Source organism: Amycolatopsis thailandensis (assembly GCF_042723255.1).
GTDB lineage: Bacteria > Actinomycetota > Actinomycetes > Mycobacteriales > Pseudonocardiaceae > Amycolatopsis > Amycolatopsis thailandensis.
This window is the reverse complement of record NZ_JBHXJK010000079.1, coordinates 1-24,060: the sequence shown is the minus strand read 5'-3', so window position 1 is coordinate 24,060 and position 24,060 is coordinate 1. Positions and strand designations below refer to the sequence as shown.

At 68.8% G+C, this 24,060-nt stretch carries 22 protein-coding genes; 10 read left to right on the top strand and 12 right to left on the bottom strand.

Annotated features, from left to right (window positions below):
• Positions 1-232: 232 nt before the first annotated feature.
• A complete protein-coding gene (locus tag ACFWMR_RS27645; RefSeq protein ID WP_378380461.1) occupies positions 233-1,198 on the bottom strand; it encodes a helix-turn-helix transcriptional regulator in 966 nt (321 codons plus the stop codon).
• A gap of 57 nt (positions 1,199-1,255) precedes the next feature.
• Here ACFWMR_RS27645 and ACFWMR_RS27640 point away from each other — a divergent pair, with 57 nt between their 5' ends.
• Positions 1,256-3,535, top strand: a complete 2,280-nt coding sequence (locus ACFWMR_RS27640) for an ATP-binding cassette domain-containing protein (RefSeq protein ID WP_378380460.1) — start codon at positions 1,256-1,258, stop codon at positions 3,533-3,535.
• 138 nt (positions 3,536-3,673) lie between these two features.
• On the opposite strand, the gene ACFWMR_RS27635 is transcribed toward ACFWMR_RS27640, so the two are convergent.
• The 3 genes from ACFWMR_RS27635 to ACFWMR_RS27625 form a co-directional block, all read right to left on the bottom strand.
• Positions 3,674-4,237, bottom strand: a complete 564-nt coding sequence (locus tag ACFWMR_RS27635) for a hypothetical protein (RefSeq protein WP_378380459.1) — start codon at positions 4,235-4,237, stop codon at positions 3,674-3,676.
• Positions 4,234-5,055, bottom strand: coding sequence for a membrane protein insertase YidC (gene yidC, locus ACFWMR_RS27630; protein ID WP_378380458.1), 822 nt, complete (start codon positions 5,053-5,055; stop codon positions 4,234-4,236). The genes ACFWMR_RS27635 and yidC overlap by 4 nt, the downstream gene beginning before the upstream one ends.
• A gap of 70 nt (positions 5,056-5,125) precedes the next feature.
• Positions 5,126-5,482: a DUF6412 domain-containing protein gene (locus ACFWMR_RS27625; RefSeq protein ID WP_093935050.1), complete on the bottom strand. Its 357-nt coding sequence runs from the start codon at positions 5,480-5,482 to the stop codon at positions 5,126-5,128.
• 63 nt (positions 5,483-5,545) lie between these two features.
• On the opposite strand from ACFWMR_RS27625, the gene ACFWMR_RS27620 reads away from it, so the two are divergent.
• The 7 genes from ACFWMR_RS27620 to ACFWMR_RS27590 all read left to right on the top strand — a co-directional run bounded on the left by ACFWMR_RS27620 (position 5,546) and on the right by ACFWMR_RS27590 (position 11,764).
• Complete coding sequence (locus ACFWMR_RS27620; RefSeq protein WP_378380457.1) at positions 5,546-7,165, top strand: ABC-F family ATP-binding cassette domain-containing protein; 1,620 nt, start codon at positions 5,546-5,548, stop codon at positions 7,163-7,165.
• A gap of 94 nt (positions 7,166-7,259) precedes the next feature.
• Positions 7,260-7,655, top strand: coding sequence for an SseB family protein (locus ACFWMR_RS27615; RefSeq protein WP_378380456.1), 396 nt, complete (start codon positions 7,260-7,262; stop codon positions 7,653-7,655).
• 34 nt (positions 7,656-7,689) lie between these two features.
• Positions 7,690-8,034: a hypothetical protein gene (locus ACFWMR_RS27610; protein WP_093935053.1), complete on the top strand. Its 345-nt coding sequence runs from the start codon at positions 7,690-7,692 to the stop codon at positions 8,032-8,034.
• Positions 8,034-9,239, top strand: coding sequence for a putative T7SS-secreted protein (locus tag ACFWMR_RS27605; protein ID WP_378380455.1), 1,206 nt, complete (start codon positions 8,034-8,036; stop codon positions 9,237-9,239). Before ACFWMR_RS27610 ends, ACFWMR_RS27605 begins: the two co-directional genes overlap by 1 nt.
• 7 nt (positions 9,240-9,246) lie before the next feature.
• Positions 9,247-9,579: a hypothetical protein gene (locus tag ACFWMR_RS27600; RefSeq protein WP_378380454.1), complete on the top strand. Its 333-nt coding sequence runs from the start codon at positions 9,247-9,249 to the stop codon at positions 9,577-9,579.
• 233 nt (positions 9,580-9,812) lie between these two features.
• A complete protein-coding gene (locus tag ACFWMR_RS27595) occupies positions 9,813-10,823 on the top strand; it encodes a YdcF family protein (RefSeq protein ID WP_093935055.1) in 1,011 nt (336 codons plus the stop codon).
• Between the two features lie 119 nt (positions 10,824-10,942).
• Positions 10,943-11,764, top strand: a complete 822-nt coding sequence (locus tag ACFWMR_RS27590) for a class I SAM-dependent methyltransferase (RefSeq protein WP_378380453.1) — start codon at positions 10,943-10,945, stop codon at positions 11,762-11,764.
• 4 nt (positions 11,765-11,768) lie between these two features.
• On the opposite strand, the gene ACFWMR_RS27585 is transcribed toward ACFWMR_RS27590, so the two are convergent.
• Positions 11,769-13,370, bottom strand: coding sequence for an ABC-F family ATP-binding cassette domain-containing protein (locus ACFWMR_RS27585; RefSeq protein ID WP_378380452.1), 1,602 nt, complete (start codon positions 13,368-13,370; stop codon positions 11,769-11,771).
• Between the two features lie 380 nt (positions 13,371-13,750).
• Between ACFWMR_RS27585 and ACFWMR_RS27580 the strand changes: the two genes are divergently transcribed.
• The gene (locus ACFWMR_RS27580) at positions 13,751-14,593 is read left to right on the top strand and encodes a DUF2382 domain-containing protein (protein ID WP_093935058.1); all 843 of its coding nucleotides are present in this window, start codon (positions 13,751-13,753) and stop codon (positions 14,591-14,593) included.
• Between the two features lie 105 nt (positions 14,594-14,698).
• Here the strand turns inward: ACFWMR_RS27580 and ACFWMR_RS27575 are convergent, their stop codons facing one another.
• Both ACFWMR_RS27575 and ACFWMR_RS27570 read right to left on the bottom strand, forming a co-directional pair.
• A complete protein-coding gene (locus ACFWMR_RS27575; protein ID WP_378380451.1) occupies positions 14,699-16,390 on the bottom strand; it encodes a serine/threonine-protein kinase in 1,692 nt (563 codons plus the stop codon).
• The gene (locus ACFWMR_RS27570; protein WP_378278307.1) at positions 16,387-17,175 is read right to left on the bottom strand and encodes a hypothetical protein; all 789 of its coding nucleotides are present in this window, start codon (positions 17,173-17,175) and stop codon (positions 16,387-16,389) included. Before ACFWMR_RS27570 ends, ACFWMR_RS27575 begins: the two co-directional genes overlap by 4 nt.
• 316 nt (positions 17,176-17,491) lie before the next feature.
• Here ACFWMR_RS27570 and ACFWMR_RS27565 point away from each other — a divergent pair, with 316 nt between their 5' ends.
• Positions 17,492-18,151: a hypothetical protein gene (locus tag ACFWMR_RS27565; protein WP_378380450.1), complete on the top strand. Its 660-nt coding sequence runs from the start codon at positions 17,492-17,494 to the stop codon at positions 18,149-18,151.
• Between the two features lie 11 nt (positions 18,152-18,162).
• Here ACFWMR_RS27565 and ACFWMR_RS27560 read toward each other — a convergent pair whose 3' ends face one another.
• The 5 genes from ACFWMR_RS27560 to ACFWMR_RS27540 all read right to left on the bottom strand — a co-directional run bounded on the left by ACFWMR_RS27560 (position 18,163) and on the right by ACFWMR_RS27540 (position 23,529).
• On the bottom strand, positions 18,163-18,600 hold the full coding sequence (locus ACFWMR_RS27560; RefSeq protein WP_378380449.1) for a response regulator: 438 nt from the start codon (positions 18,598-18,600) through the stop codon (positions 18,163-18,165).
• Positions 18,597-20,120: a sensor histidine kinase gene (locus ACFWMR_RS27555; protein WP_378380448.1), complete on the bottom strand. Its 1,524-nt coding sequence runs from the start codon at positions 20,118-20,120 to the stop codon at positions 18,597-18,599. The genes ACFWMR_RS27560 and ACFWMR_RS27555 overlap by 4 nt, the downstream gene beginning before the upstream one ends.
• Positions 20,117-21,343, bottom strand: coding sequence for a PP2C family protein-serine/threonine phosphatase (locus ACFWMR_RS27550; protein ID WP_378380446.1), 1,227 nt, complete (start codon positions 21,341-21,343; stop codon positions 20,117-20,119). The genes ACFWMR_RS27555 and ACFWMR_RS27550 overlap by 4 nt, the downstream gene beginning before the upstream one ends.
• Positions 21,344-21,591: 248 nt before the next feature.
• Positions 21,592-22,566, bottom strand: coding sequence for a TerC/Alx family metal homeostasis membrane protein (locus ACFWMR_RS27545; RefSeq protein WP_378380445.1), 975 nt, complete (start codon positions 22,564-22,566; stop codon positions 21,592-21,594).
• A gap of 159 nt (positions 22,567-22,725) precedes the next feature.
• Entirely contained in the window at positions 22,726-23,529 is an 804-nt protein-coding gene (locus ACFWMR_RS27540) for an LLM class flavin-dependent oxidoreductase (RefSeq protein ID WP_378380444.1), read from the bottom strand.
• Positions 23,530-24,060: the final 531 nt, after the last annotated feature.

Here is a 24,060-nt window from a genome sequence, read left to right as displayed (position 1 = left end):
TTGAGGGGTAAGACAAAGGTGTCGGGTCGTTGTGGCCGGCGAGAGCGTGAGATGTCACTCAGGTTGAGGGGTGTGGTGACCGGTCCGGTCACGCGGGACTGTGTGGATTTCTGAGCGTCCAACGCACCAAAATCCACACAGTCAGCGCCCGAGTTCCGGTGTCGCGCGGAGTCGCTGACCCGTTCCACCATACGCCACGTTTGCCTTTCGGGCCTCTAACCCGAATCGCCACTCACGACCCACTGGACCCGCTCCCCCGCAGCAGCCGCCGCCCGATCCGGGCAAGATACGCACCGAACTCAGCCGGTTCCTCCACCGTGAACCCGATGTCGGTGAGCGTCAGGACGACAGCCAGCCACTCGAAGGAATCGACGTACGCGACGTATCGGCACCTGTCCTCGCCGAGCGCTTCGAAGCTCCCGTCGACCCGGTGAAGCCGGGCCGCGGCCTCACCCGCGCCGACGTCGAGGGTCAGCGTGATCCGGAGCGATTTCGGACTGTGGAAGCGGTCCTGGAGATGCCCCGCGACGTCGTCGACGGGCAGGTCACGGGGTTCGAACGCCACGTCGGTCGGCTTCGGCGAGGCGATCCGGTCGAGACGGAAGCTCCGCCAGTCCCGCCGGTCGAGGTCCCAGGCGTAGAGGTACCACCGCCTGCCGAGCTGCACGAGGCGCATCGGTTCGACCGTCCGGGACGACGGGCCGTCCTTCGCCGTATACGCGAACTCGAGGCACCGGCGGGAAGCGATCGCCGCGGCGAGGACGTTCAGGATGTCGGGAGTGACCCGCGGTTGTTCACCGCCCCCGAATTCGACCGCGGCGAGCATCGCGTCGGTCCGCCGTCGCAGCGCCGGCGGGAGGACTCGCCGGAGTTTCGCGGCGGCGCGGTCCGCCGATTCGGCGGTCAGGTCGATGCCGGTCCCGCCCGCGGCGGCCAGGCGCAGTCCGAGCACGGTGGCGATCGCCTCGTCGTGTTCCAGCATGAGCGGCGGCAGCGCGGCCCCGGCGACGAGCCGGTAGTTGCCTCCCGGGCCACGGCTGCTCTCCACGGGATAGCCCAGGCCGCGGAGGTGGTCGATGTCCCGGCGAAGGGTGCGGGGCGGGACCTCCATGGCCGTCGCGAGTTCGGCGGCGGGCCACGCCCGGCCGGTCTGGAGCAGCGACAACAGCCGCAGCATCCGTTCTCGTGGTGCGGTCACGACGCCTCCCGATAATTGTGGCCGTAAACCGGCCACATCTCATCGTAGCGTGACGTCATGGCGAAAGATGAGCGCGGACGATGGATCACGGTGGAAGGCGCGCGGACGAACAACCTTCGCGAGGTGTCGGTGCGCGTGCCGAAACATCGGCTGACGGTGTTCACCGGCGTATCGGGATCGGGGAAGTCTTCCCTGGCCTTCGACACGATCGCGGCCGAAGCCGAGCGTCTGGTCACCGGGACCTATCCCGCCTTCGTCCGCAACCGGCTCCCGCAGCATCCGCCCGCCGACGTCGACCGGATCGACGGGCTGATCTTCACCACGATCGTGGATCAACGCCGGTTCACCGGCAACGCGCGGTCCACGGTGGGCACGGCGGGCGACATCGCGCCGCTGCTGCGGTTGCTGTTCTCCCGCCTCGGAAAACCGGGCGCCGGGTTCTCCCCCGCGTACTCGTTCAACGATCCCAGCGGGATGTGCCCGCGCTGTGAAGGGCTCGGCGTGGTCGACGACATCGATCTCGACCGGCTGCTCGACCGCTCGCGCAGCCTGCGCGACGGCGCCGTGCGCTTCCCGACGTTCGCCCCGGGGACCTACCGGTGGAAGCGGCTCGTCCACTCCGGACTCGTCGACCCGGACGTCCCGTTGCAACGGTTACCGGCGACGAAGGTCGAAACCTTGCTGCACGCCGAAGGACTTCCCCTCGACAACCCCGGCTCCGAATACCCCAAGCACGGCGTCTTCGACGGCGTCGTCCCGCGACTGCGGGAGTCGTACCTCCGCAAGACGCCGTCGCGCCTCACCGCCGAGGAACAGGAAGGGCTCGCCGGAGTCGTCACCCGCGGCGTCTGCCCGGACTGTGCGGGTACCCGCCTCGCCAAGGCGGCGCGCGACAGCCTGATCGACGGGCGGTCCATCGCGGACTGGTCGGCCTTGCCGGTCGGCGATCTGCGCGACGTCGTCGCGACAGTGCGCGATCCGTCGGTGGCGCCGCTGGTACGGGCGATCCGGGAGCGGCTCGACGCGCTGGCGTCCGTCGGCCTCGGTTATCTCAGCCTGTCGCGGGAATCGAGGACGCTGTCCGGCGGCGAGGCCCAGCGCGTCAAGATCGTCCGTCACCTCGGCAGCGCGCTCAGCGACGTCTGCTACGTGTTCGACGAACCCAGCACCGGCTTGCACCCGCACGACGTGCACCGGCTCCTGGAGCTGCTGACCAAGCTCCGCGACGCGCACAACACGATTCTCGTGGTCGAGCACCATCCCGCGGTCATCGCGGCCGCCGATCACGTCATCGACCTCGGACCGGCCGGCGGTGACGGCGGCGGGCGCGTCCAGTTCGAAGGCGGCCCCGGCGCACTCGCCCGCAGTGGCACCGAAACCGGGCGTTCCCTCCGTACGCCGCTCCACTTCCGGGAACGACCCCGTACCGCCCGGGGAAGCGTGACGATCTCCGGTGCCCGTAGCCACAACCTGCGTGACGTCACCGTCGACGTGCCGCTCGGCGTCCTGACCGTCGTCTCCGGGGTCGCCGGTTCCGGCAAGAGCAGCCTGATCACCGGCGAACTCCCCCGGCAGCATCCCGGTTTCGTCGTCGTCGACCAGGCCCCGCTGCGTGGTGGCATCCGGTCCACCCCCGCCACGGTGCTCGGTGTCGCCGAGCCCGTCCGCGAGGCCTTCGGCAAGGCCACGGGGAAACATCCATCGTGGTTCAGCGCCAACGGCCGGGGCGCCTGCCCGCTCTGCAAAGGGAAAGGCGTCATCGTCACCGACCTGGCTTTCCTCGACGACGTCCAGACCGGCTGCGACGCCTGCGGCGGCACCCGGTTCAACCCGGAGGCGCTCGCCGCGCGCCTGAACGGCCGGTCCATCGCCGACGTCCTGGCACTGAACCCCGCGGACGCCGCCGCCCTGTTCGGCGAGCGGTCCGCCATCGGGCAACGACTGCGCTGGCTGGACCGGGTGGGGCTCGGCTACCTGACGATCGGGCAGAGCCTCGACACCCTGTCCGGTGGCGAAAGGCAACGCCTCCTCCTCGCCCGCCACCTCGCGGACGCGGGCCCCGCCGACGACCTGCGCCTGGTCCTCGACGAACCCACCGCCGGGCTGCACGGCAGCGACGTCGACCGGCTGCTCGTCCTTTGCGACGAACTCGTCGACGACGGCGCGACCCTCGTCCTGATCGAGCACGACCAGCAGGTGATCGCGCACGCCGACCATGTCATCGACATCGGGCCCGGCGCGGGTTCCGACGGCGGGACGGTCGTGTTCGAGGGCACGCCGTCGGCCCTGGCCGAGGAGCCCGCTTCGCTCACTGGCCGCTACCTGCGAACCCGCTGAAAAACGCGTTCCCGGCGCCGGACGGCGCCGGGAACACCCACCCGCCCGGGAACAGTTCCCGGGCGAGCGCGATGATTCCCGATCAGGCTTTGCCCGACACGCCGGTACCGAACAGTTCTTCGCCCGACTTCCGGTGATCTAGCCCACCAGCTCGCAGGCCTTGTCCGCCTTCATCGCCTGGTCGAGCCCCGGCACCTTGGCGGTTTCGACCGAGGGCACGTGCGAAACCAGGTCGGCCCCGCTCAGGTTGAGGGCGGCCTTGGCGTATTCGACACCCGCTCTCGGCAGCAGGGTGCGGTACTCGGTCACCTTCCCGTGCAGCTTCCGATAGAAGGCCAGCTCACCGGACGCGAGCGTATTGGCCTCCTGCGCGGGCGGCCCGGCCTGAGGCAGTTTCTCGAGCCCGCCGATCGCCGCTGTCAGCGCGGTGTCCAGCTTCTCCAGCGACGCCGCCGCCTTCGGCAGATCCGCCTCGGACTCGATGTCGAAGCTTTTCGCCAGACTGTAGACGATCAACCGCATGTCCTTGACTGCAGCGCAATACCCGCCCGCCCAGGAGACCAGCGCCGGATCCGGACCGGCCGTGGACGGGGCCGCCGAGGACGGCGCGGACGCCGGCTCCGGCGGATTCGACCCGCACCCCGCGACAAGGCAGGCGACGACCGCGGTCACCCCGAAACGCATCGCTGTCCGGATCTTCATGCGGCGAGGGTAGAGCCGCCCGGCGGGACCGGTCCCTGACGCGCCGACTCCTCGTGGTCGACGACCTTGGTGAGGAAGTGCTGCTGCCCCAGCGTCCACACGTTGGTGGCCAGGAAGTACAGCAGCACACCGATCGGCACCGGGAAGAACGCGCCCGAGACCAGCATCCCGAGCGGCGCCAGGTACATCATCAGTTTGGTGATCCCCGCCGCCTGCGGGGCGGTCGCGGTCTGCCGGGCGAGCCCCGAGCGCATCGAGAAGAAGGTGGCCAGGCCGGCGATCAGCATCAGCGGCACCCCGACGGCGATCATGTGGACGTGGTCGGTGCCGAACGCGGCCAGCTCCGACGCCGGTTGGGAAAGCCAGTTGCCGAGCTTCGCGCCGAACAGATCGGCGTTGAGGAAGGACTCCACCCCGGCGCGGTCGAAAACGTGGTTCGACTGGGCGCCCGGGGCGAAATCGCGCAGGACCCAGTACAGCGAGAAGAACACCGGCAGCTGGATCAGCGCCGGGAGACAACCGCCCAGCGGGTTGGATCCGCTTTCGGCGTGCAACTTCTGCATCTCCGCCGCCATCCGCCGACGATCCTTGCCGTGCTTCTCCTGGATCTCGCGCATCCGCGGCGCGAGCGCCTGCATGCGACGGCCCGCGCGCAGCGCGCTCAGAGCGGGTTTGACCAGCAGAAGCCGCAGGGTGAAGACGAGGAACACGATGGACAGCACCCAGGCCAGGCCCGAGTCAGGACTCGCCACAGCGCCGAAAACCTTGTGCCAGAACCAGAGAATGGCGGAAACGGGGTACAGGAAGACATCGAACATGAACGGGTCACTCCGTCGTTTGAAGGTGCGTGGGCAGGAGTGACTGCCTCACCTTCGAACGAAGAGAGGGTCAGGCAGCCAAGATGCCCGGTGACGGAGCTCGTGGCCGGACGCGGCCGCGCGCGTCGGGGTCGCGAAGACTCAAGAACAGTTGCGCGCGTTCGCGCAGGCTGATGGCCCGCACCTTCATCGCGGCGGCCGCCGGTTCCGGACGGAAGTGCGCCGCGAGCGCGAGCAGGACGACGGCGAGGGACGCTGTCAGGGCGGCGGCCAGGCCGAGCGGATTGGCGACCGTCAGCGACGCCGTCAGCGCGGTGACCAGGCTCAGCGGGTTGACCCCGCCGACGACCGGGAGCACGACGAACAACTCGGGCAGGAACAGCGCAAGCATCAGCTTGAGCCGCACGCCGAAGTAGGTTCGCTCCACGTCACCGACACTACCGGAAATATTGCGTTGCGTGATTTCCGCGGTCGCGGGCAGTCTGGCGGCATGGGCCACGTGGAAGTCGCGCACGTCGAGTACTACCTGCCCGACGGGCGGTTGCTGCTCGGCGACGTCTCGTTCCGCGTCGGCGAGGGCAACGTCTGCGCACTCGTCGGGGCCAACGGGGCGGGCAAGACGACCTTGCTGCGGCTGATCTCGGGCGAACTCGCCCCCGACGGCGGCTCGGTGACCATCAGCGGCGGGCTCGGCGTGATGCCCCAGTTCGTCGGGTCGGTGCGCGACGAACGGACCGTGCGGGACCTGCTCGTGTCGGTGTCGCCGGACGCGCTTCGCTCAGCGGCCCGAGCAGTCGACGAGACCGAACTCGCGTTGATGGAACGCGACGACGAAGCGGCCCAGATGGCGTACGCCCAGGCGCTCGGCGACTGGGGCGACGCTCGCGGCTACGAAGCGGAAGTCATGTGGGACAAGTGCACGATGGCGGCGCTCAACCTGCCGTACGAGAAGGCGCGCTGGCGCGAGGTGCGCACCCTGTCCGGTGGTGAGCAGAAGCGGCTGGTCCTGGAAGCGCTGCTCCTCGGCGGCTGCGGCGTCCTCCTGCTCGACGAGCCGGACAACTACCTCGACGTCCCCGGCAAGCAGTGGCTGGAGGCGCGGCTGCGCGAGACGCAGAAGACCGTGCTGTTCGTTTCGCACGACCGGGAACTGCTCGCGCGGGCGGCGAAGAAGATCATCAGCGTCGAACCGGGCCCCGCCGGCGGCGACGTCTGGGTGCACGGCGGCGGCTTCGACACCTATCACCAGGCGCGCACGGAGCGGTTCGAACGTTTCGAAGAACTCCGCCGTCGTTGGGACGAAAAGCACGCCCAGCTCAAGAAACTCGTCGCCGACATGCGTCAGTACGCCGCGCGCAGCGACGAGATGGCTTCGCGCTACCACGCCGCGCAGACCCGGTTGCGCAAGTTCGAGGAGGCCGGAGCGCCCGCCGCTCCCCCGCGCGAACAGAAGATCACCATGCGCCTGCGCGGCGGCCGGACCGGCGTCCGCGCCGTCACCTGCGAAGGCCTCGAACTCCGCGGCCTGATGAAACCCTTCGACCTGGAGATCTTCTACGGCGAACGGGTCGCGGTGCTCGGCTCGAACGGCTCCGGCAAGTCGCATTTCCTGCGGCTGCTGGCCGGTGAGGACGTCGCGCACGACGGGCTGTGGAAGCTCGGCGCCCGGGTCGTCCCCGGGCATTTCGCGCAGACGCACGCCCATCCCGAACTGCTCGGGCGCACGCTCGTCGACATCCTCTGGACCGACCACGCACGCGGCCGCGGGCCCGCGATGAACATCCTGCGCCGGTACGAACTCGACGGCCAGGGCGACCAGCGGTTCGAGAAACTGTCCGGTGGCCAGCAGGCGCGGTTCCAGATCCTGCTGTTGGAGATCGGCGGGGCCACCGCCCTGCTGCTGGACGAGCCGACCGACAACCTCGACCTCGCTTCGGCGGAAGCGCTCCAGCAGGCGCTGGAAGCGTACGAAGGCACCACGATCTCGGTGACGCACGACCGGTGGTTCGCGCGCTCTTTCGATCGGTACCTCGTGTTCGGCTCGGACGGCCAGGTGCGGGAAACCCCGGAGCCGGTCTGGGACGAGCGGCCGGTGCGGCGCCAGCGGTGAGCTGGTGAAGTGAGTCCGTCCGAGGTCGTGGCTGATCTGCGGAAGCTGGTCAGAAGTACGGTTACGCTCCGTTGCAGTATGTACACTGATTGCCGTGACTCCGGAGGCGAGGCTGGCAGTCGTCGCGCAGGAGGTGCGGGACGGCAAGCGAGGGCCGGGTGAACTAACGGACGTCTTCGCCGGTGCCATCGTGTACGCGCAGCGGCCCGAGAAGCCTGGACTGTGGGTGACAGATCTAGGCGAGCGCGGCCGGTGGATGCTGGTGTTCTCCACGCTGGAACGCCTGGCCCGCCATGCCTGGGATTGTGACTACCTGTCCACGACCGGAGCCGATCTGCTGGAACTCGTCCCGCCGGGCATCGGTCTGATGGTTGATCCACACGAAGACCATCGGTTCCCCATCTTGTCGCGCATGGCGCCCCCGGACGTCATCGCGAGGACATGGACGCAAGCAGGGAAACGGCCGCCGCGTCCCGATATCACCGGATAGCGACGCGGAGACCGGAAATGGAGGGGGCTCCGAGATGGATGGTCCAGGCTTTCACGTCGAGATCGAGGTACTGGAAGGCGCCTCGAAGAACATGAGCCAGATCGTGCACGACCAGGAAAGCTTCGAGCTACGTGGCTTGTGTGGCGAGCCACCGCTTTACGGCCACGACGGCGTGCACGACGCTCTGGCCGAATTCTGCGGTAGCTGGAGCGTCGGGATCGACGCGCTGTCGGACCGCGCGAACGACCTCGGAACCCTGCTCGGCAACGCCGCTCAGGCATACCGCGCGGTCGAACACGACAACACCGGCGCGTTGAAGACCGATCCGGGCATCGACGCGATCACACCGGACGTGGCGCCCCGGTTCGGTGGCCGCTGATGGCGGAACTGGGCCAGACAACCGACTCGAAAGCACTGATTCCCGGCGACCCGCCGGCGGTCTACGAGAACGCCCGAGTCCTCGAGGCGCGGGCGAGCTCGGCGGGCGCGGTCGGCGATGCGTTGAAGCGGATCGATACCGGCGGATGGCATGGCCCGGCCTCGGACCGATTTCACGAGGACCACCAGACTGAAGTCCCGCGCTGGATGCAAGCCGACGACTCGCTCGACAACGCCGCTCAAGCCCTAACCGCCTACGCCGACACTTTGGCGTGGGCACAGGGCCAAGCCGCCGAAGCGATCGCCCAATGGCAGCGCGGCGATACCGCTACCGAGCAGGCCGAACAGGCATACGACCGCGCGGTAGCCGACGCGCAGACCCGAACGCGGGCCAACGCCGAACGCGGAGATCCCACCGTCGTCCAACCACCGGCGTTCACCGACCCCGGCGAGGCACATCGGCAGGCAGCCCGCGACATCCTGAAGCGGGCACGCCGTCAGCTGGCCGAAGCAGGTGACCGCTGCACGGAAGCCTTGCGGGTCGAGGCGTCGCTGGCCCCGCAAGACTCCCGCAGGCAGGCGGACGCCAATTTCTACGGCGGTATCCGGGACTCGATCTCCGGCGCCGGTGAAGCCCTCTGGGGTGCGATCTCCGACCCGGGCGGAACGGTCGCGGCGATGGCGCACAACGTCATGCACCCCGTCGAAACCTTCAAAGCCATCACCGCCTGGGACGACTGGGCCAACGGCCACGGCGACCGCGCCCTCGGCAAGATCACCGGCGGCCTGCTCGTGGGCCTCGGGTCGGGAAAACTCCTCAAAGACTTGGCCGGGCGGAAACATCACGACGCGGACGCACCGGCCGAACATCGTCCCGGCACCCCCGCCAGCACACCCGAAGCCCGGGTTGAGAGAGTTCAGCAGGGCATCACGGACAATCGTGGCAATCTGCTCGGGGTGGAGGACAGCAAAGGAGTACGCCTCATCGACGAGGCGCAGCTCAACCAAGTCCGGCAACACTTCCACGACAACCTCGGCGCACCAACCAAGGTTTATGAAACACCGAAAGGAACTGTGGAATTCTGGGAGATCAGCACTGACCCCAAGCAGCAGGTCGTCTACCGAACATACAGCGGTTCAGGGGGCGCCACTATTGACATTAACGGCGTGTCAGGCGTTGACATGAAACGTTTCCACATAAAGTGAGCTACTGATGAACGCAGACGAGAAGTACCAGGAAGAACTCGACTACTTTACCGAGTACGCTCAAGGTGACTGGGTTCCCATCAACTACATATTTGTTTCGGCAAGCAATCTCTTGGGCGCCGGAGCGAGTTTGCGGCAGATCACCGAAGTTGCCGAAGGAATGTTCAAGGACCTGTTCGCTCGAAACGTGTGCGTCGGCGACCTCACTGCGCATGATCCTGGTTTCGAGACGTGGCAGGGCACGCCCGGCGAGTGGCTCGAGCGAATCCGTGAAGATGTCGACAAGCGCGGCGACATCCCCGACCCCGGTGAATTCGGATGGCTGCACATCCCCGAATAGCCGGACACCACCATCGGCGCAGCCGGTCAACCGCGGTACCCGGCGGGGTGTGCGGGGGCGGCCTCCCGGTGTCCAGCGGCCGGAGAGCCGCTCTCGAACAACCACCGCCGGACAAGGAAGGCGACACGCCGACCGCGGGCGACCGCGATGGCTCGGCCGTGTGTTTTAATTCCGCCGCACCGCGTGACCGGTCCACCGGCGACCACGCCGAACCCGTCGAAGCTGGAGATCCCGTGAGGGCCGCCGCAATTCCCTTCGCCATCGCCGCTCTGTGCTGCGCGGCGTTCCTGGTGAGTTTCCTTCGCGACCGACGTCGTCTGCGAAACGGTTTCTATCTCTTCTTCGCGCTTTTGTTCCTCGGCATCACCTTCATCGCGCTACTCGCCTCGGCATCGCCCGAGGCGGCGAGCCTCGTCGCGTTCGGCGTGATCCTGCTCATCATCCCGACGGTTCTCGCGCTGACGATCTTCCTGATCTGCAACGGGATCACCATGCTCCGCCGCGAAGGACGCCGTCTGGCCAACGTGCTTTCGCTGCTGACGGGTCTCGGCATCTGCGCGCTCATCGTTTTCAACGTGACGGTCACGCAATTGGCTTGGGAGCCCCTCGACATCGTCCGGGGCAGCCTCAACGGAATCCTCGTCTATGTCTCGTTCCTTTTCGTCTGTTTCCTTCTTTATTCGATCGTCTACGGCCGAATCCGCACCGAGAAGGGCGTGGACTTCATCGTGGTACTGGGTTCGGGACTGCTGGAAGGTCACCGGGTGCCGCCGTTGCTGGCCGGCCGCTTGAACCGGGCCAAACGCGTCGTGGACGCCGAGGCTCGCCGCGGCCGCGAACCGATGGTGGTCACCTCGGGCGGACAAGGCCCCGACGAGGATCTGCCGGAGTCCCACGCCATGGCCGGGTATCTCGTCGAAAACGGGGTGCCGAGGGAACGGATCCTGCTGGAGGATCGGTCGCGGACGACGTTCGAGAATCTCACCTTCAGCGCCGAGATCATGAAGGAGCAGAAGGCGGACTACCGGTGCACGGTGGTCACGAACAACTTCCACGTACTCCGTGCCGCCCTCATCGCCCGCCGCGCCAAGGTGAACGGCCAGGTCATCGGATCGCCGACGGCCTGGTACTTCTGGCCGAGCGCCACCATCCGCGAATTCGTGGCCATCCTGGTGGACCACAAGATCAAGAACCTGATCATCTGCGGGCTGATCGTCCTCACCCAGGTTTCCCGCGCCTTCTGAAGAGGGCTGAAGGGACTTTGACACCCCGGCACGAATTCCCGGTGTCACCGCCCAGAGCGCCGTGACAAATCCGGGCCGTCCGTTGACAACACGGTTTTCGCCGGGCCATCGTCCTGCGCATGACCACGGACACCCGGCAGGCGATGGCGCTCCTGTTCGACAGGACGGCGAAGACCTACGACGCCCTCGGAGTCGACTTCTTCCGCGTGTTCGCCAGGGAACTGCTCGACCGGGTCGAACTCGTCCCCGGTGAACGGGTGCTGGACGTCGGCTGCGGACGCGGCGCGGTGCTGTTCCCGGCGGCCGAGCGGGTCGGCGCGGACGGATCCGTACTGGGCATAGACCTTTCCGCCGAAATGATCGAGCGCACCGCGAGAGACATTCGGGAGCGGGGAACCAACGCCTCGGTTTCCCTTATGGACGCCCAAGAACCCAGGCTGCCCGACGCCGGGTTCGACGTACTCCTCGCGTCCTTCGTGGTGTTCTTCCTGCCGGATCCGGTCGCCGCCCTGCGGTCGTGGCACCGCCTGGTCGAACCCGGCGGCCGGATGGGGGTGACGACGTTCGGCGCCGACGATCCCCGGTGGGCGGGCGTGCGCGAGGTGTTCAAACCGTTCGTACCGGCGGAATTGGCCTGGACACTGGCCATCAGGGCCGGTTTGTTCGCCTCCGTCGAGGGTTTCGGCCAGGCCGTGGAGTCGGCGGGCTTCACCGGTGTCACGTCCGAGGAACGTGTCTACCCGGTGAAGTTCGCCGACCCCCGGCACTGGATCGACTGGTCCTGGTCACAGGGCCAGCGGATGTTCTGGGAACTGGTCCCCGAAGACCGCCTCGACGCCGTGCGCCAGGCCGTGCTCGCGGAGCTCGAACCGCTGCGCGAACCCGACGGGAGCGTGGTGCTGGCGCAGACCGTGCGCTACACCCTCGCCCACCGCGGCTGACGGATCACAACGCGAGCCGCGGCCAGGACTCCGTGTCCCGCGACAACTGCCGGTCGTGCGTGGCGATCACCACCGCGGCCGGCGTGGTCCCGAGCGCGGCGGTCAGCTCGTCGACGAGGGTCGCGGACAGGTGGTTGGTCGGCTCGTCCAGCAGCACCACATGCGGACGGCGGGCCAGCACCAGCGCGAGATCCAGCCGCCGCCGCGCGCCGACCGACAGCTCGGCCACCGGTCGCCGTCGGTCGTAGCCGCCGAGCAGACCCAGTTCGCCCAGGCCCGGCCCGGAAGTCCCGGCCCTGGCGAGCTGTTCGTCGTACAACTCCGTCGCCGTCCGCCTGGCGGGCAGGTCGGATTCCTGCGCCAGCCGCCCGATCCTGGCCGACCGGGAGCGGGTGACCGTGCCCGTCTCCGGCTCCAGTTCTCCGGCGAGCACGGTCAGGAGCGTCGATTTGCCCGCGCCGTTGGGTCCGGTGATCACCAGCCGATCACCGCTTTCCAACACCAGATCGACCGGGCTGGTGAGCCGTCCGGCCACCGTCACCCCGGCGGCGCGGAGCAGGGTCGCGCCGCGCCGCTCCGGCAACTCGGGCATGACGAACCGGACGGGCGGCGGCGGGACCGCCACCACGTGCTCGGCCAGGTCCTCCTGCCGTCGGTGGACCGCGCGGACCAGCCCTGGCGCGCGAGTGGCGCGGACATGCCTGCCGGTGCCCTTGGGCGGACGCCAGTTGTCGCGCAACCGGTTGCGCGCCGCGCTCAGGTCGTCGGCCAGCCGTTGCCGCTCGGCGATCTGCTCGGCGTGCGACGCCTCCCAGCGAGCACGCTCCGCTCGCCGGGCCTCGACATAGGCGGCGTAGCCACCGCCGTGGACACGCGGCCGGTCGTCGCTCGACGGGTCGAGGTCGACCACCGTGGTGGCCACGTCTGCGAGCAACGCCCGGTCATGGCTGACCAGGACCACCACTCCCGGATGGGCGCGCAGCCGCTCGGTGAGGTGTTCGAGCCCGGCGGCGTCGAGGTGGTTGGTCGGCTCGTCGAGCAGCAGCACGGGATGTCCCGCGCCGAGCAGACAGGCCAGCCGGACCCGGTGGCGTTGCCCGACCGACAGTGTCCCGAGTGGACGGTCACGGTCGTCGACGGCGTTCAAGGCGGCCAGTGACACCTCGACCCGCCTGTCGGCGTCCCACGCGTCGAGGACCTCGGCGTCGGCCAACGCGGCGGCGAAGAAGTCGTCCGCACCGGGACGACCGGCGCCGATCGCCTCGGTGGCGGCTTCCAGGCGGGCCAGCGCGCCGCGGACTTCGGCCAGTTCGAGGTCGATCAGCGCGCCGACGGTGTCGGTCGCGCCGAGCGGGATCTGCTGGTCGGCGACGCCGACCGAACCCGAGCGGTGGACCTCGCCCTGGTCGGGGGCCAGCTCACCGGCGAGAACGCGGAGAAGAGTGGTCTTGCCGCGGCCGTTCTCCCCGACGAGGGCGACGCGCTCGCCCGCCGCGGCGACGAGGTCGACCCCGGACAGCACGGGCCGTCCCCCGAAAGACAGGTGGACGCCGGACAGGCGGACGTGTGCCGCGCGCACAGGCGCGGGCGAAAGAGGGGATGACATGAAGGAACTGCCTCCGATGAAAAGTGATGAGCAGGAAGAAGCTCCGGTACCGCGGCTCGCGGGTACCGGTGGAGGCGTCGTTCCTCAGAGGAACAGCAGTTGCTGCATCACGATCGAGAGAGTAGGACAGGCCCGAAGGGCGGCGCATCCGATTTTCGGCGGATGCGAGATTCACACCTTCGCACCATCCCCCAGGCCGCCCGGTCACGCCGCGGGCACCCGCTCCCACGTGCGACGACACCCCGCTCTTAACCCGCGAGCGCGGCCGCAAACCCGCACTTTCCGGGGTCACCCACAGGAGCACCACGACGGTTGCCATGATCACTTGACCGGCCGACGGTGGCCTTCTCAGCAGCATCGTTCGAGAGGAGCCAGGACCGATGGCGAAGACCATGCAGCCGCAGGAACTCATCGACAGTGCCGTGGTCGACCCGACCGGCAACAAGCTCGGGAAGGTGGGCACCGTCTACCTCGCCGACTCGACGCACCAACCGGAATGGATCACGGTCAAGACGGGCCTGTTCGGTACCAAGGAGAGTTTCGTCCCGCTCTCGGGCGCGCACACGGACAAGGACGGCGTGCACGTCCGCGTCGACAAGGACGCTGTCTCGGACGCGCCCCGCATCGAAGCCGACGGCCACCTGTCCCAGGAGGAGAGCGCGCAGCTGTACAAGCATTACGGGCTGCCGATGCCGCGGACCTCGCCGGACGGCCGGATGGACGACCGGACGCAGGGCCGGGGCCGCCCCGGCATGGACACCGCCGGCGCCGGGACGGGCAAGGGAGCCATGGGCGGCACGGGCCGGGGCAAGGCCGGGATGGACGCCGGCACCGGAAAGCAGGACCGGGACGCCGAGCACACCATGACGCGCTCCGAGGAGCGGCTGAACGTCGGCACCGAGCAGGTCGAGACCGGCCACGTCCGGCTGCGCAAGTACGTCGTCACCGAAGAGCAGCAGGTCACCGTGCCGGTCAGCCACGAAGAGGTCCGCATCGAACGGGAGCCGATCACCGGCGCCTCCGGCGGGAAGGCCGAGATCGCCGAGGACGAGCAGGAAGTCGTGCTGCACGCCGAGAAGCCGGTCGTGAACAAGGAAACCGTCGCGGTCGAGCGGGCGAGGCTCAAGACCGAGACCGTCACCGAGGACCAGACGATCTCCGGCAAGGTCCGCAAGGAACAGTTCGAGGTCACGGACGACGAGGGCAAACACCGCAAGTCCTGATCCCGGAACGGGGGCGGCCCGCGCGACGGGCCGCCCCCGGGTGGGTCACCCGACGCTCTTATCGAGGGCCGAGATGGCGACTTCGCAACGGGCCACCCCTCGGGTTCAGCGCGTGCGCCGGACGCGGGCGGCCGCGACCACGAAGCCCGTGGCCACCGCACCCGCGATCGCGCAGCCGACACCGAACGCCACCGCGGGCTCGTGCACTCGCAGGGCCGAGACGCACAGCCACACCGTCGCGCCGAACAGCAGGCCGAGCACCGGTCCGCCGACGAGCGCACCCCGCCAGCGATGGCCGTTGCGGAGGGTCCGCAGCCCGGATTCCAGATACGCCAAGGCGAACAGCGCCAGGATCAGGCTGCCCGCGCCGAGCGCGCTCGCGAGCGGGTGCTGCCGGGTGACGACCGTGAAGGACTGGGGGACGCCGTCCGTCGTCACCGTCGCGGTGACGGCGCCGCCGACGATCCACCGGGTGAGCCCGGGAAACCTGAGGTCGGCCCGGAAGCCGTCGCCGTCGGGCTTCGGTACCGCCGACGCCGAACCGAGCGGGATGCCCGCCGCCGAAAGCTCGAGCGTCAGGTCCCCTGGGGTTCCCGGGCCGGTCACCGCGAACGTCTTGCTGAGGTCCACGGTCGCCGAAGAGGCGTCCGCGCCGTCGATCTTCAGCGCCGTGGCCTCGTGCGACAGCCGTTCCGGGGTGAGCAGCACGAGCACCACGAGCGCGACCGCGGCGAGCGCCGCCACGAGCCGGAACCAGAGCACCGCCCCCGGGCGGCCGTCGGCCCGGGACTCGGGTTCGAACGTCGCGCGGGTCGCCGACAGCGTCGGATCCGGGGCGGGTCGGCGAACCGGCCGGGTCGGACCGTCCCCGACCGGGGCCGGCGCGGCGACCGGCGTGCTGAGCGCCGAGATCACCCGCGGGGTGAGATGCCGGACCGGCACCCGGGAGCGTTCCAGCCAGCCTTGCCCATAGACGGCGGTGGCGGCGGAGGCGAGGTCGGCCGCGAAGGTTTCCGCGTCGCGGTAACGGGAGTCGAGTTCACGCGCGAGGCTGCGCATGACGACGCCGGCGATCGGCGCGGGCACGCCGTCGATCGGCCGCGGGTCGGTGAACATGTGCTGGCGCATCATGCTGATCGCGCCCCGCGTGTTGTCGAACGGCAGCTTCCCGGACAGCAGTTCGTAGAGCACCGTGCCCGCCGAGTACACGTCGGCCGCCGGGCTCAGCGCGTTGCCCAGCGCCTGCTCCGGCGCGATGTAGGCGGGCGTGCCGAGGACTTCGCCGCCGTGCGTGACGAGAGTGGCGCCCTCGCTGATCACCTTCGCGATGCCGAAGTCGGCGACCTTCATCACGCCTTGCGTGCTGAGGAGCAGGTTCTTCGGCTTGACGTCCAGGTGCAGGACGCCCGCTTCGTGCGCCGCGTGGAGCCCGGCGAGCATCGCCAGCCCGATCGCGCAGGCCTGCTCGGGGCCGACTCCCCCGCTCTGGAACCGGCTGTGCACCGTGCCGCCGTCGAGGCGCTCCATCACCAGCAGGTGCTCGCGGCCGGTGCGCACGTAGTCGTACACGGGCACGATGTGCGGGTGGTCGAGGCTGGCCAGCACTCGCGCTTCGCGGTCGAAGAGCTCGCTGCTGACGGCGTGGTTCAGCACGTCCCACGGCAGCTGTTTGATGGCGACGTCGCGGCGCAGCGACCGGTGGACGCCGGCGAAGACGACCCCCATCCCGCCTTGCCCGATCGCGGCCCCGATCTCGTACTGCGGCAGCGCCGCGACGACCTCGGCGGGTGCGCTCACGGTTTGAATTCCTTGGTGGCGTCGGGGAAACGGACCGTTTCGTCGTTGTCGGGCACGGGCGCCGGATGCGGGGTCAGGTAGCCGAGCAGGAACGCGATGACGGCGGCGCCGAGAACCACCGGGATCTCGATCGCCGGTTCCGGCGGGACGAGCCGCAGCACGGACAGCGAGACGACGGCGACGAGCCCGGTGCCGAACCCGGCGGGCAGGAAGCGCAGGCCGCGTCGCCAGCGGTTGACGGGCAGCCGGTGGCGGGCGAGCGCGAGCAGCGCGGTCAGCCACGCCAGCACGGTGAGCACGAGCATCGCGAGGCCGAAAGCGCCGTAGACGGACCAGAAGGACCCGCGGATGTCGGCGACCGTGGCCGCCTCGCCGAGCGTGCCGCGCTGGGCGTCGAGCAGTTCGACCGTGGACGGGAGCAGCCCGATCGCCTGGCCGGAGAGGTCGGCCATGTCCAGCACGAAGGTCCTGGTGACCCGGCTGTGCGCGGGGACCTCGAACGGCGCGGTGGTGTCGTAGGCGAAGAAGGTCAGCGCGAGCGCGACGCCGGACACCCGCACGCTGCGGACCTTGACCGGCGTCCCGCCGCTGTTGGACGCCGTGACGGTCAGTTCGATCTGCTTCGCCGGATCGATCATCACCGTGGCGTTGGTGATGGGCCGGTCGTCCAGGGTGACCGCGAGGTCGAGCCCGCCGCTTCCGGCACTGTCCGCAATGGCCGGTGGCGAGCCCGAGAGGACAGCGCACAGCCCCAACGCAACCCCTGCCGCGATGACACGTCCCATTTTGCGTATCCCCTGTTTGCGTAATCCGACTGGTCCGGAATGCTACAGCGAGTACTTACCGGAGAGGGACGTCCCAATGCGTATCGTGGTTCGCCTGATATTCGGCGCCGTGACCGGGTTGTTGTTCCTGCTTTCCCTTGTGGGAGCGGGAAACGCGCAACAGTCCCCTTATCAATCGACGGTTGGTTTGAAACCTTCGAGCGGACCCGCCGGGAGTTCTTTCACCATTTCCTGGAATTTCTCCCCGTGCAAAGGGCCGATTTCCTTCACCTGGGCGGGAGCGTCCATCACCTCGGTCAGTGCCCCGAGTGGACAGGTGGGTGCGACGGTGCCGGGCAACGCGACACCGGGCAGCTACACCGTCACGGGCAACTGCACGAACGCGCGGACCGGTCAGCCGCTGACCGGGAACGCGACCTTCCGGGTGACCGGAACCGTGACCACCTCGCCCACGACGACGAAGGTGCCTCCGACCACGAAACCGTCGGTTCCGGTGACCACCCCGACCAGACCGGGGACGACCACCACGCCGACCACCCCCGTCACCACGACGACCTCGCCCACGACGACGACAACGCCGTCCACAACGGACACTCCCCCGCCGTCGACGGACGTCCCGTCGACGAGCAGCACCCCGCCGAAGGCGAACGACCTGGTCCTCGACCGTTCGAGCGTGCAGCCCGGCGAGAAACTGTCGGCGACCGGCAAGGGCTGTCTGCCCGGTGAGCGGGTCACCCTGACGTCGGACGGCGATCGGGTCGGCGGCGCCTACGCCGACGTCACCGGAGGTTTCACCGCGGCCGTCGAGTTCACCCGGATCGAGGCGGGCAGGCACACCGTCGTCGCGGACTGCGGCGTGCGGTTGACCGGCGCCGTCGAGCAGGTCGTGACCAGCTCGTCCGGCGGGCAGAGCGGAACCCTGGTGGTGCTGGTGTTCTTCGTGCTGGCCGGGATCACCGCGATCCGCTTCCCCTGAGGCAGGCAGGGTCAGCGGGGAAGCTTCACCACGGTGACGAAGAAGTTGTCGATCTGCCGCACCACGTCGATGAACCGGTCGAAGTCGACCGGTTTGGTGACGTAGGCGTTGGCGTGCAGGTCGTAGCTGCGGAGGATGTCCTCTTCCGCCTCGGACGTGGTGAGCACGACGACGGGGATGCTGCGCAGCTCCGGCGACGCCTTGACCTCGCTGAGCACCTCGCGGCCGTCCTTGCGGGGCAGGTTCAGGTCGAGCAGGATCAGGCCCGGCCGTTCCGCGTTTTCGTACGGCGCTTCGCGGCGCAGGAACTGCAAGGCCTGCTCACCGTCGGAGACGACCGAAAGCGTGTTGCGGATCTTGTGGTGCTCGAACGCCTCCTGCGTCATCAGGACGTCGCCGGGGTCGTCCTCGACCAGCAGGATGTGGATCGGTTCCAGGGAGTCGGTCATGCTTGCTCGTTTCCTTCGCTGGGGGTCTGGGCTGCGGGCAGGGTGAAGCAGAACCGGGTCCCGGCCGTGACGGCGGTGTCCAGCCAGATCCTCCCGCCGTGGTGTTCGACGATCTTGCGGCACAGGGCGAGGCCGATCCCCGTGCCCGGGTAGTCGCCGCGGCCGTGCAGGCGTTGGAAGATCACGAAGATCCGCTCGGCGTACTCGTCGTTGATGCCGATTCCGTTGTCGCTGACGGAGAATCGCCAGTCCGCGCCGTCACGCTCGGCGGACACCTCGATCCGGGGCGGCTCTTCCCCCCGGAACTTGATCGCGTTGCCGACAAGGTTCTGGAAGACCGCGGTCAGGAGGGACTTCTCCCCCAGCACCGCGGGAAGGTCCCCGTGCGTGATCAGGGCGCCGGATTCGGTGATCGCGTCTTCGAGATTGCCGAGCGCGGTGTCCAGCAGGTTTCCGGTGTCCAGCAGGACGTTCTCCCCCGGACGGCGTCCGACGCGGGAGAAGGCGAGCAGGTCGTTGATCAGCGCCTGCATCCGTTTCGCGCCGTCGACGGCGAAACCGATGTACTGGTCCCCGCGTTCGTCCAGTTTCCCCTGGTACCGCTTCTGGAGCAGCTGGCAGAAGCTGGCCACCTTGCGCAGCGGCTCCTGCAGATCGTGCGAAGCGACGTAGGCGAACTGCTCCAGATCCGAGTTCGACCGCTCCAGCTCGCGGGTCCGGACGGCGATCGTCTCCTGCGCGCGCTCCAGATCCGTGACCTCCGCGATGATCCGCGACCGCAGCGATTCCACATCGGACGCCAGTTCGCGCATCTCCTTGGGGCCCGAGCCGCGGACCTCGCGGTGGATGTCGGTCGTGGCCACGTCCCGCACCTCGACGGCCAGCCGCCGGATCGGCTTGATCAGCTTCCGGTGCAGGACAAGGAAGATCAGCGCCAGCGCACCGCAGAGCAGGACCGCGATCACAATGAGCATCGCGCGCAGGACGTCGGCGGAATACGACAGATCCTCCCGCGCGTCCAGCCGTTCGGCTTCCAGGCGATTCTGCAACACGCTCAGCGAACCGCGGACCTCGTCGAACAGCGGTTTGCTCGCGTCCACCTGCGCGCCGGTGGCGGGAGCGCCGGCGAGCACGGGTTCGATGACCGCCCGGCGCCAGATCGTCGCCGCGTCGAGCACCTTGCCCAGGTCGTCGCCGATGGCGGTGCCCGGGGTGGCGCCGAGCCGCCGCAACTCGGCGACGGCCTTGTCCTGCGCCTTCAACCCGTCCTGGTAGGGCTCGAGGAACTCGCGTCGTCCGGCCAGGATGTAGCCGCGAACGCCGGTCTCCTGGTTCAGCATCGCCGTGGAGAGCGAGGTGGATTGCAGCACCTGCGGGCCGGTCACGTCCAGGAGCCTGGCGCGCGAGTCGGTGAGGTTCGTCAACGCCAGCGACCCGGCCACGATCGCGCCGCCGAGCAGCAGGGTGGCGATCACCCCGGACAGCGCGGCCCAGCGGCTGATCGACCAAGCGGGCTTCATCGAGGCGGCTCCCCGGAATCGAACGTGAGCAGGGCGAGGGCGACGTCGTCGTCCAGCGGCCCGCCGTGCAGGACGTCCATCTCGCTGATCAGATGGTCGAGCATTTCGTCGGAGCCGCCCTTGGCGGTCAGGCTGTCCAGCGCGGTGGCGGCCATCCGTTCGAGCCCGACCCGTTCCCCGCTGCCCTCGACGCGCCCTTCGAACAGGCCGTCGGTGTACAGCAGCAGCGACCATCGCGGGCCCATCGGCACCGTCAGCTCCCGCCACCCGGTGCCGGGCGCGACGCCGAGCGGCGGGCCGAGCGCCTCCCTGGACAGCAGTCTGCCGCCCGAGTCGTCGACCAGCAGCGGCTGCGGATGCCCGGCGAGCGTCATCCGCAGGGACCGGCGGTCCGGTGCGACGGTGATCATGCAGACGGTGGCGAACAACGGGCCCAGCGCCTCGTGCTGGAGCATCTTTTCCACCATCGCCAGCGTTTCCGCCATCGGCAGCCCGGCCAGGACCACCGAACGCCACGCGATCCGCAGCGCGACACCGAGCGCAGCCTCGTCCGGGCCGTGCCCGCAGACATCCCCGATGACCAGCTGCAGGGTGCCGTCGGGGAGTTCGACGGCGTCGTAGAAGTCGCCGCCCAGCAGCGCCCCGTTCCGGCCGGGCCGGTATCGCACCGCGAGCCCGAGCCGGGGATCGGTCACCAGCGGGGTCGGCAGCAGGCCGCGTTCGAGGCGCGCGTTTTCCCTGGCCAGCAGCTGATGCTGGAGCAGCTGCTGCTCGACGCGTTCGGCACGGCTGCGTTCCCAGGAATAGCGCAGGGTCCGCGCCAGCAGCTGGCCGTCGACGTGATGCTTGACCAGGTAGTCCTGCGCGCCGGCACCCAGCGCGGACACGCCGAGCGCTTCGTCCTCGCGACCGGTCAGGACGATCACCGCCGTCGACGGCGCGTGCTGCCGCAGCCGGGTCAACCCGGTCAGACCGGTCGCGTCCGGCAGCTGGAGATCGAGGAGCACGCAGTCGGCCGTGATCGGCCGCGCGAGGACCTGCTCGAGCGTGGTCGCCCTCTCGAGGACGACCCGTTCGAGGCTCTCGGCCGCGTCCGCGAGCATCTCTTCGACCAGGAGCGCGTCGCCGTCGTCGTCCTCGATCAGCAGGACATGGAGACGATCCAGCTGCGGTGAGGGTCTACGGGGTGGGGACTGCTCGCCGTGGCGCACGGCGTTGGACACGGACAGCCACCTTTCCTCACCGGTTTTCCGGCGTGCGAACAGAAGACGGCTGTCTTCTCAACCAACGGGAGCGTACCGGTCGTACCGGACAGGCCGCCGGTTCGGACGTCCCGACACACCCACCGCCGGGGTCACGGCGGCGGCCGGGGTGGCCGCATCGCCGCGAAGACCAGGAGCAACGCGCCGAGAAAGAGCGCGGTGACGGCGAGGTCGATCAGGAAGCCGACGACGAGTCCGGTGATCATCGCTCACTCCTGTGCCGTCCTGGCGGCTTCGCGGCGGCGCGCGTACATGCTGGTGAACGAGACCGTGACGAGGACGGCGATGATCACGCCCAGCGAGACCGGGGTCGGGACCTGCGGCACGGCGGGCCAGACCCCGTGCGCCCAGTGCAGGACCAGCTTCACCCCGATGAACGCGAGGATGATCGCGAGACCGTGGTTCAGGTGGACCAGCTTCGCCAGCGCGGAGTGAAGCACGAAGTACAGCGCGCGCAGGCCGAGCAAGGCGAAGGCGTTGGTGGCGAACACGAGGTACGGGTCTTCGGTGATGCCGTAGACGGCGGGCACCGAATCGACCGCGAACACCACGTCGGTGGCGAAGACCGCGACGACCACGACAGCCAGCGGGGTGAGCGCGCGGCGCCCGTGTTCGCGCACGGTCAGCCGGGTGCCGCGGTAGTCGTCGGTGACCGGCATCAGCCGTCGCAGGAACCGGACCGACCGCAACTGGGAGAGGTCCTTCTCGGTTTCGTCTTTCGACAGGGCCTCACGCAGGATCTTGACCGCCGACGCGAGCAGGATCGCGCCGAAGACGAGGAACGCCCAGGTACCCGCCGAGAGCATCGCGGCTCCGGCCGCGATGAACACGCCGCGGAGCACCAGCGCGCCCACGATGCCGTACAGCAGGACACGCTGCTGTACGGCCGGCGGGACCGCGAAGGCGGCGAGCAGCAGCATGAAGACGAACAGGTTGTCCACCGACAGGGACTTCTCGACGACGAACCCCGTCATGAACTCGACCGCCTGGCCACCGCCGAATTCGAGCCACAACCAGAGCCCGAACACGACCGGGAGCGCGAGGTAGAAGACCGACCAGCCGGCGGCCTCCCGCATCGACACCTCGTGCGGTTTGCGGGTCACGGCGAAATCGGCGACGAGCAGAGCCAGCAGGACGGCGATACTGATCGCCCACAACCCCGGCGATCCCACGGATTCGGACATGGAGCCTCCTCGAACTCGAAGTTCGAGGTCTCCTTCACCCCGGTGGGGCGGCCTCCCGGGGACACTGGCGGAGTGTCCGTACTGACCGGGCAGACCCTTGGGAAGTACTCCCCTCGTCGGTCCAGTATCGCACTCGGTAAAGAGTTATTAAAGACCGGGTCAAGCGGGACCCTCCCTGAGTACGCCTCGCACCGCGTCGACGGACAGGTCGTCCCACGGGAATTCGGCCATCCACCAGGTCGCGCCCGCCTTCACGTACGGATCGAGATCCGTGCCCGCGGGGACGCCGATGGCGAAGTCGTAGGGCTTCGTGTCGTCTTCGCGCAGCGCGGTGATGGTCTCGACCGCCTTGGCGAACTCGTCCGCGTGCGGCAGGTTCACCGGGAAGAAGCCGTCGTACCGCGCCGCCCGGCGCATCGGCTTCGTCTTCCCGGGGAAACCCGCCAGCCACACGGGAACCGGCCGCGCGGGACGAGGCAGGAAAGTGATGTCGTCGACCGTGTAGTGCTCGCCGTGGTGCCGAACGGGCTCGCCCGACCAGGCGGCGGCGAGGATCTCCAGCGACTCGTCCAGCATCTCGCCGCGCTTGCGGTCGTCCAGCTCGTCGCCGGTCTTCGAGAACTCCCCGCCGAAGCGATCACTGCCGAGCCCCGCGCCGAGGATCAGCCTTCCGCCGCTCAACCGATCCAAAGTGGCCGTCTCGCGGGCGAGCTTGACCGGGCGCCGTCGCGCCAGCGGCGTGACCATCGGGCCGAAGACGAGCTTTTCCGTGGCGGACGCGACGGCGGCGAGCGTGATCCACGGGTCGGCGATGGCGCGCACCGGCTCGTTCCAGCGGACGTGGTCCCAGACGAACAGGGCGTGCCAGCCCGCTTCCTCGGCCTCCGCGGCGAGGCGCGCGATGATCGCCGGATCGGCCAGCTCGTCGAAGATCGGCAGCCAGAGTGCTGAGCGCAGAGTCATGCCTGGGACCGTACGGGTCCACACCGACAGTTATGGCGACTTTCGCGCTTCCCTGCGGCGGCGATGCTCGAGTGTCTCCCCGTCGCAGTTAGTCCTCTAAATGCGGTTTGACCACCTCCGCCCGGGGTCGGGCGGCAGTCCGTGAAGGCCTCCTTGCCTACGCTGAAGGTAGTGAAGGAGGCCTTCACTGACAGCGTGATCGCCACGTTCGCCCCAGATGCACCAGTAGCCACAGGGACCGCCGCGTGAAGGCCCCCTTCCCTCGGCTCAGCCGAGGAACCTCGACCTTCGCACCCGGCGCATGTCCGTGAAGGCCCCCTTGAGGGACTTTGGCTCCCTCAGGGGGGCCTGAGGTTTTTGTGCACCTACGTCTGACCTGCGCTTAGGCGGCGGTTCGCTCTGATGCGGGATCGACGGTGGAGGATTTGGGACGGTGAACCTGGATCCACCGGTGTGTTTGTTAGGTGATCTTGGTGGGGCTTGTTGATCTTGTGGTGGGGTGGTGGGCAGGGTGGGTTGCCGGTCGTCTCA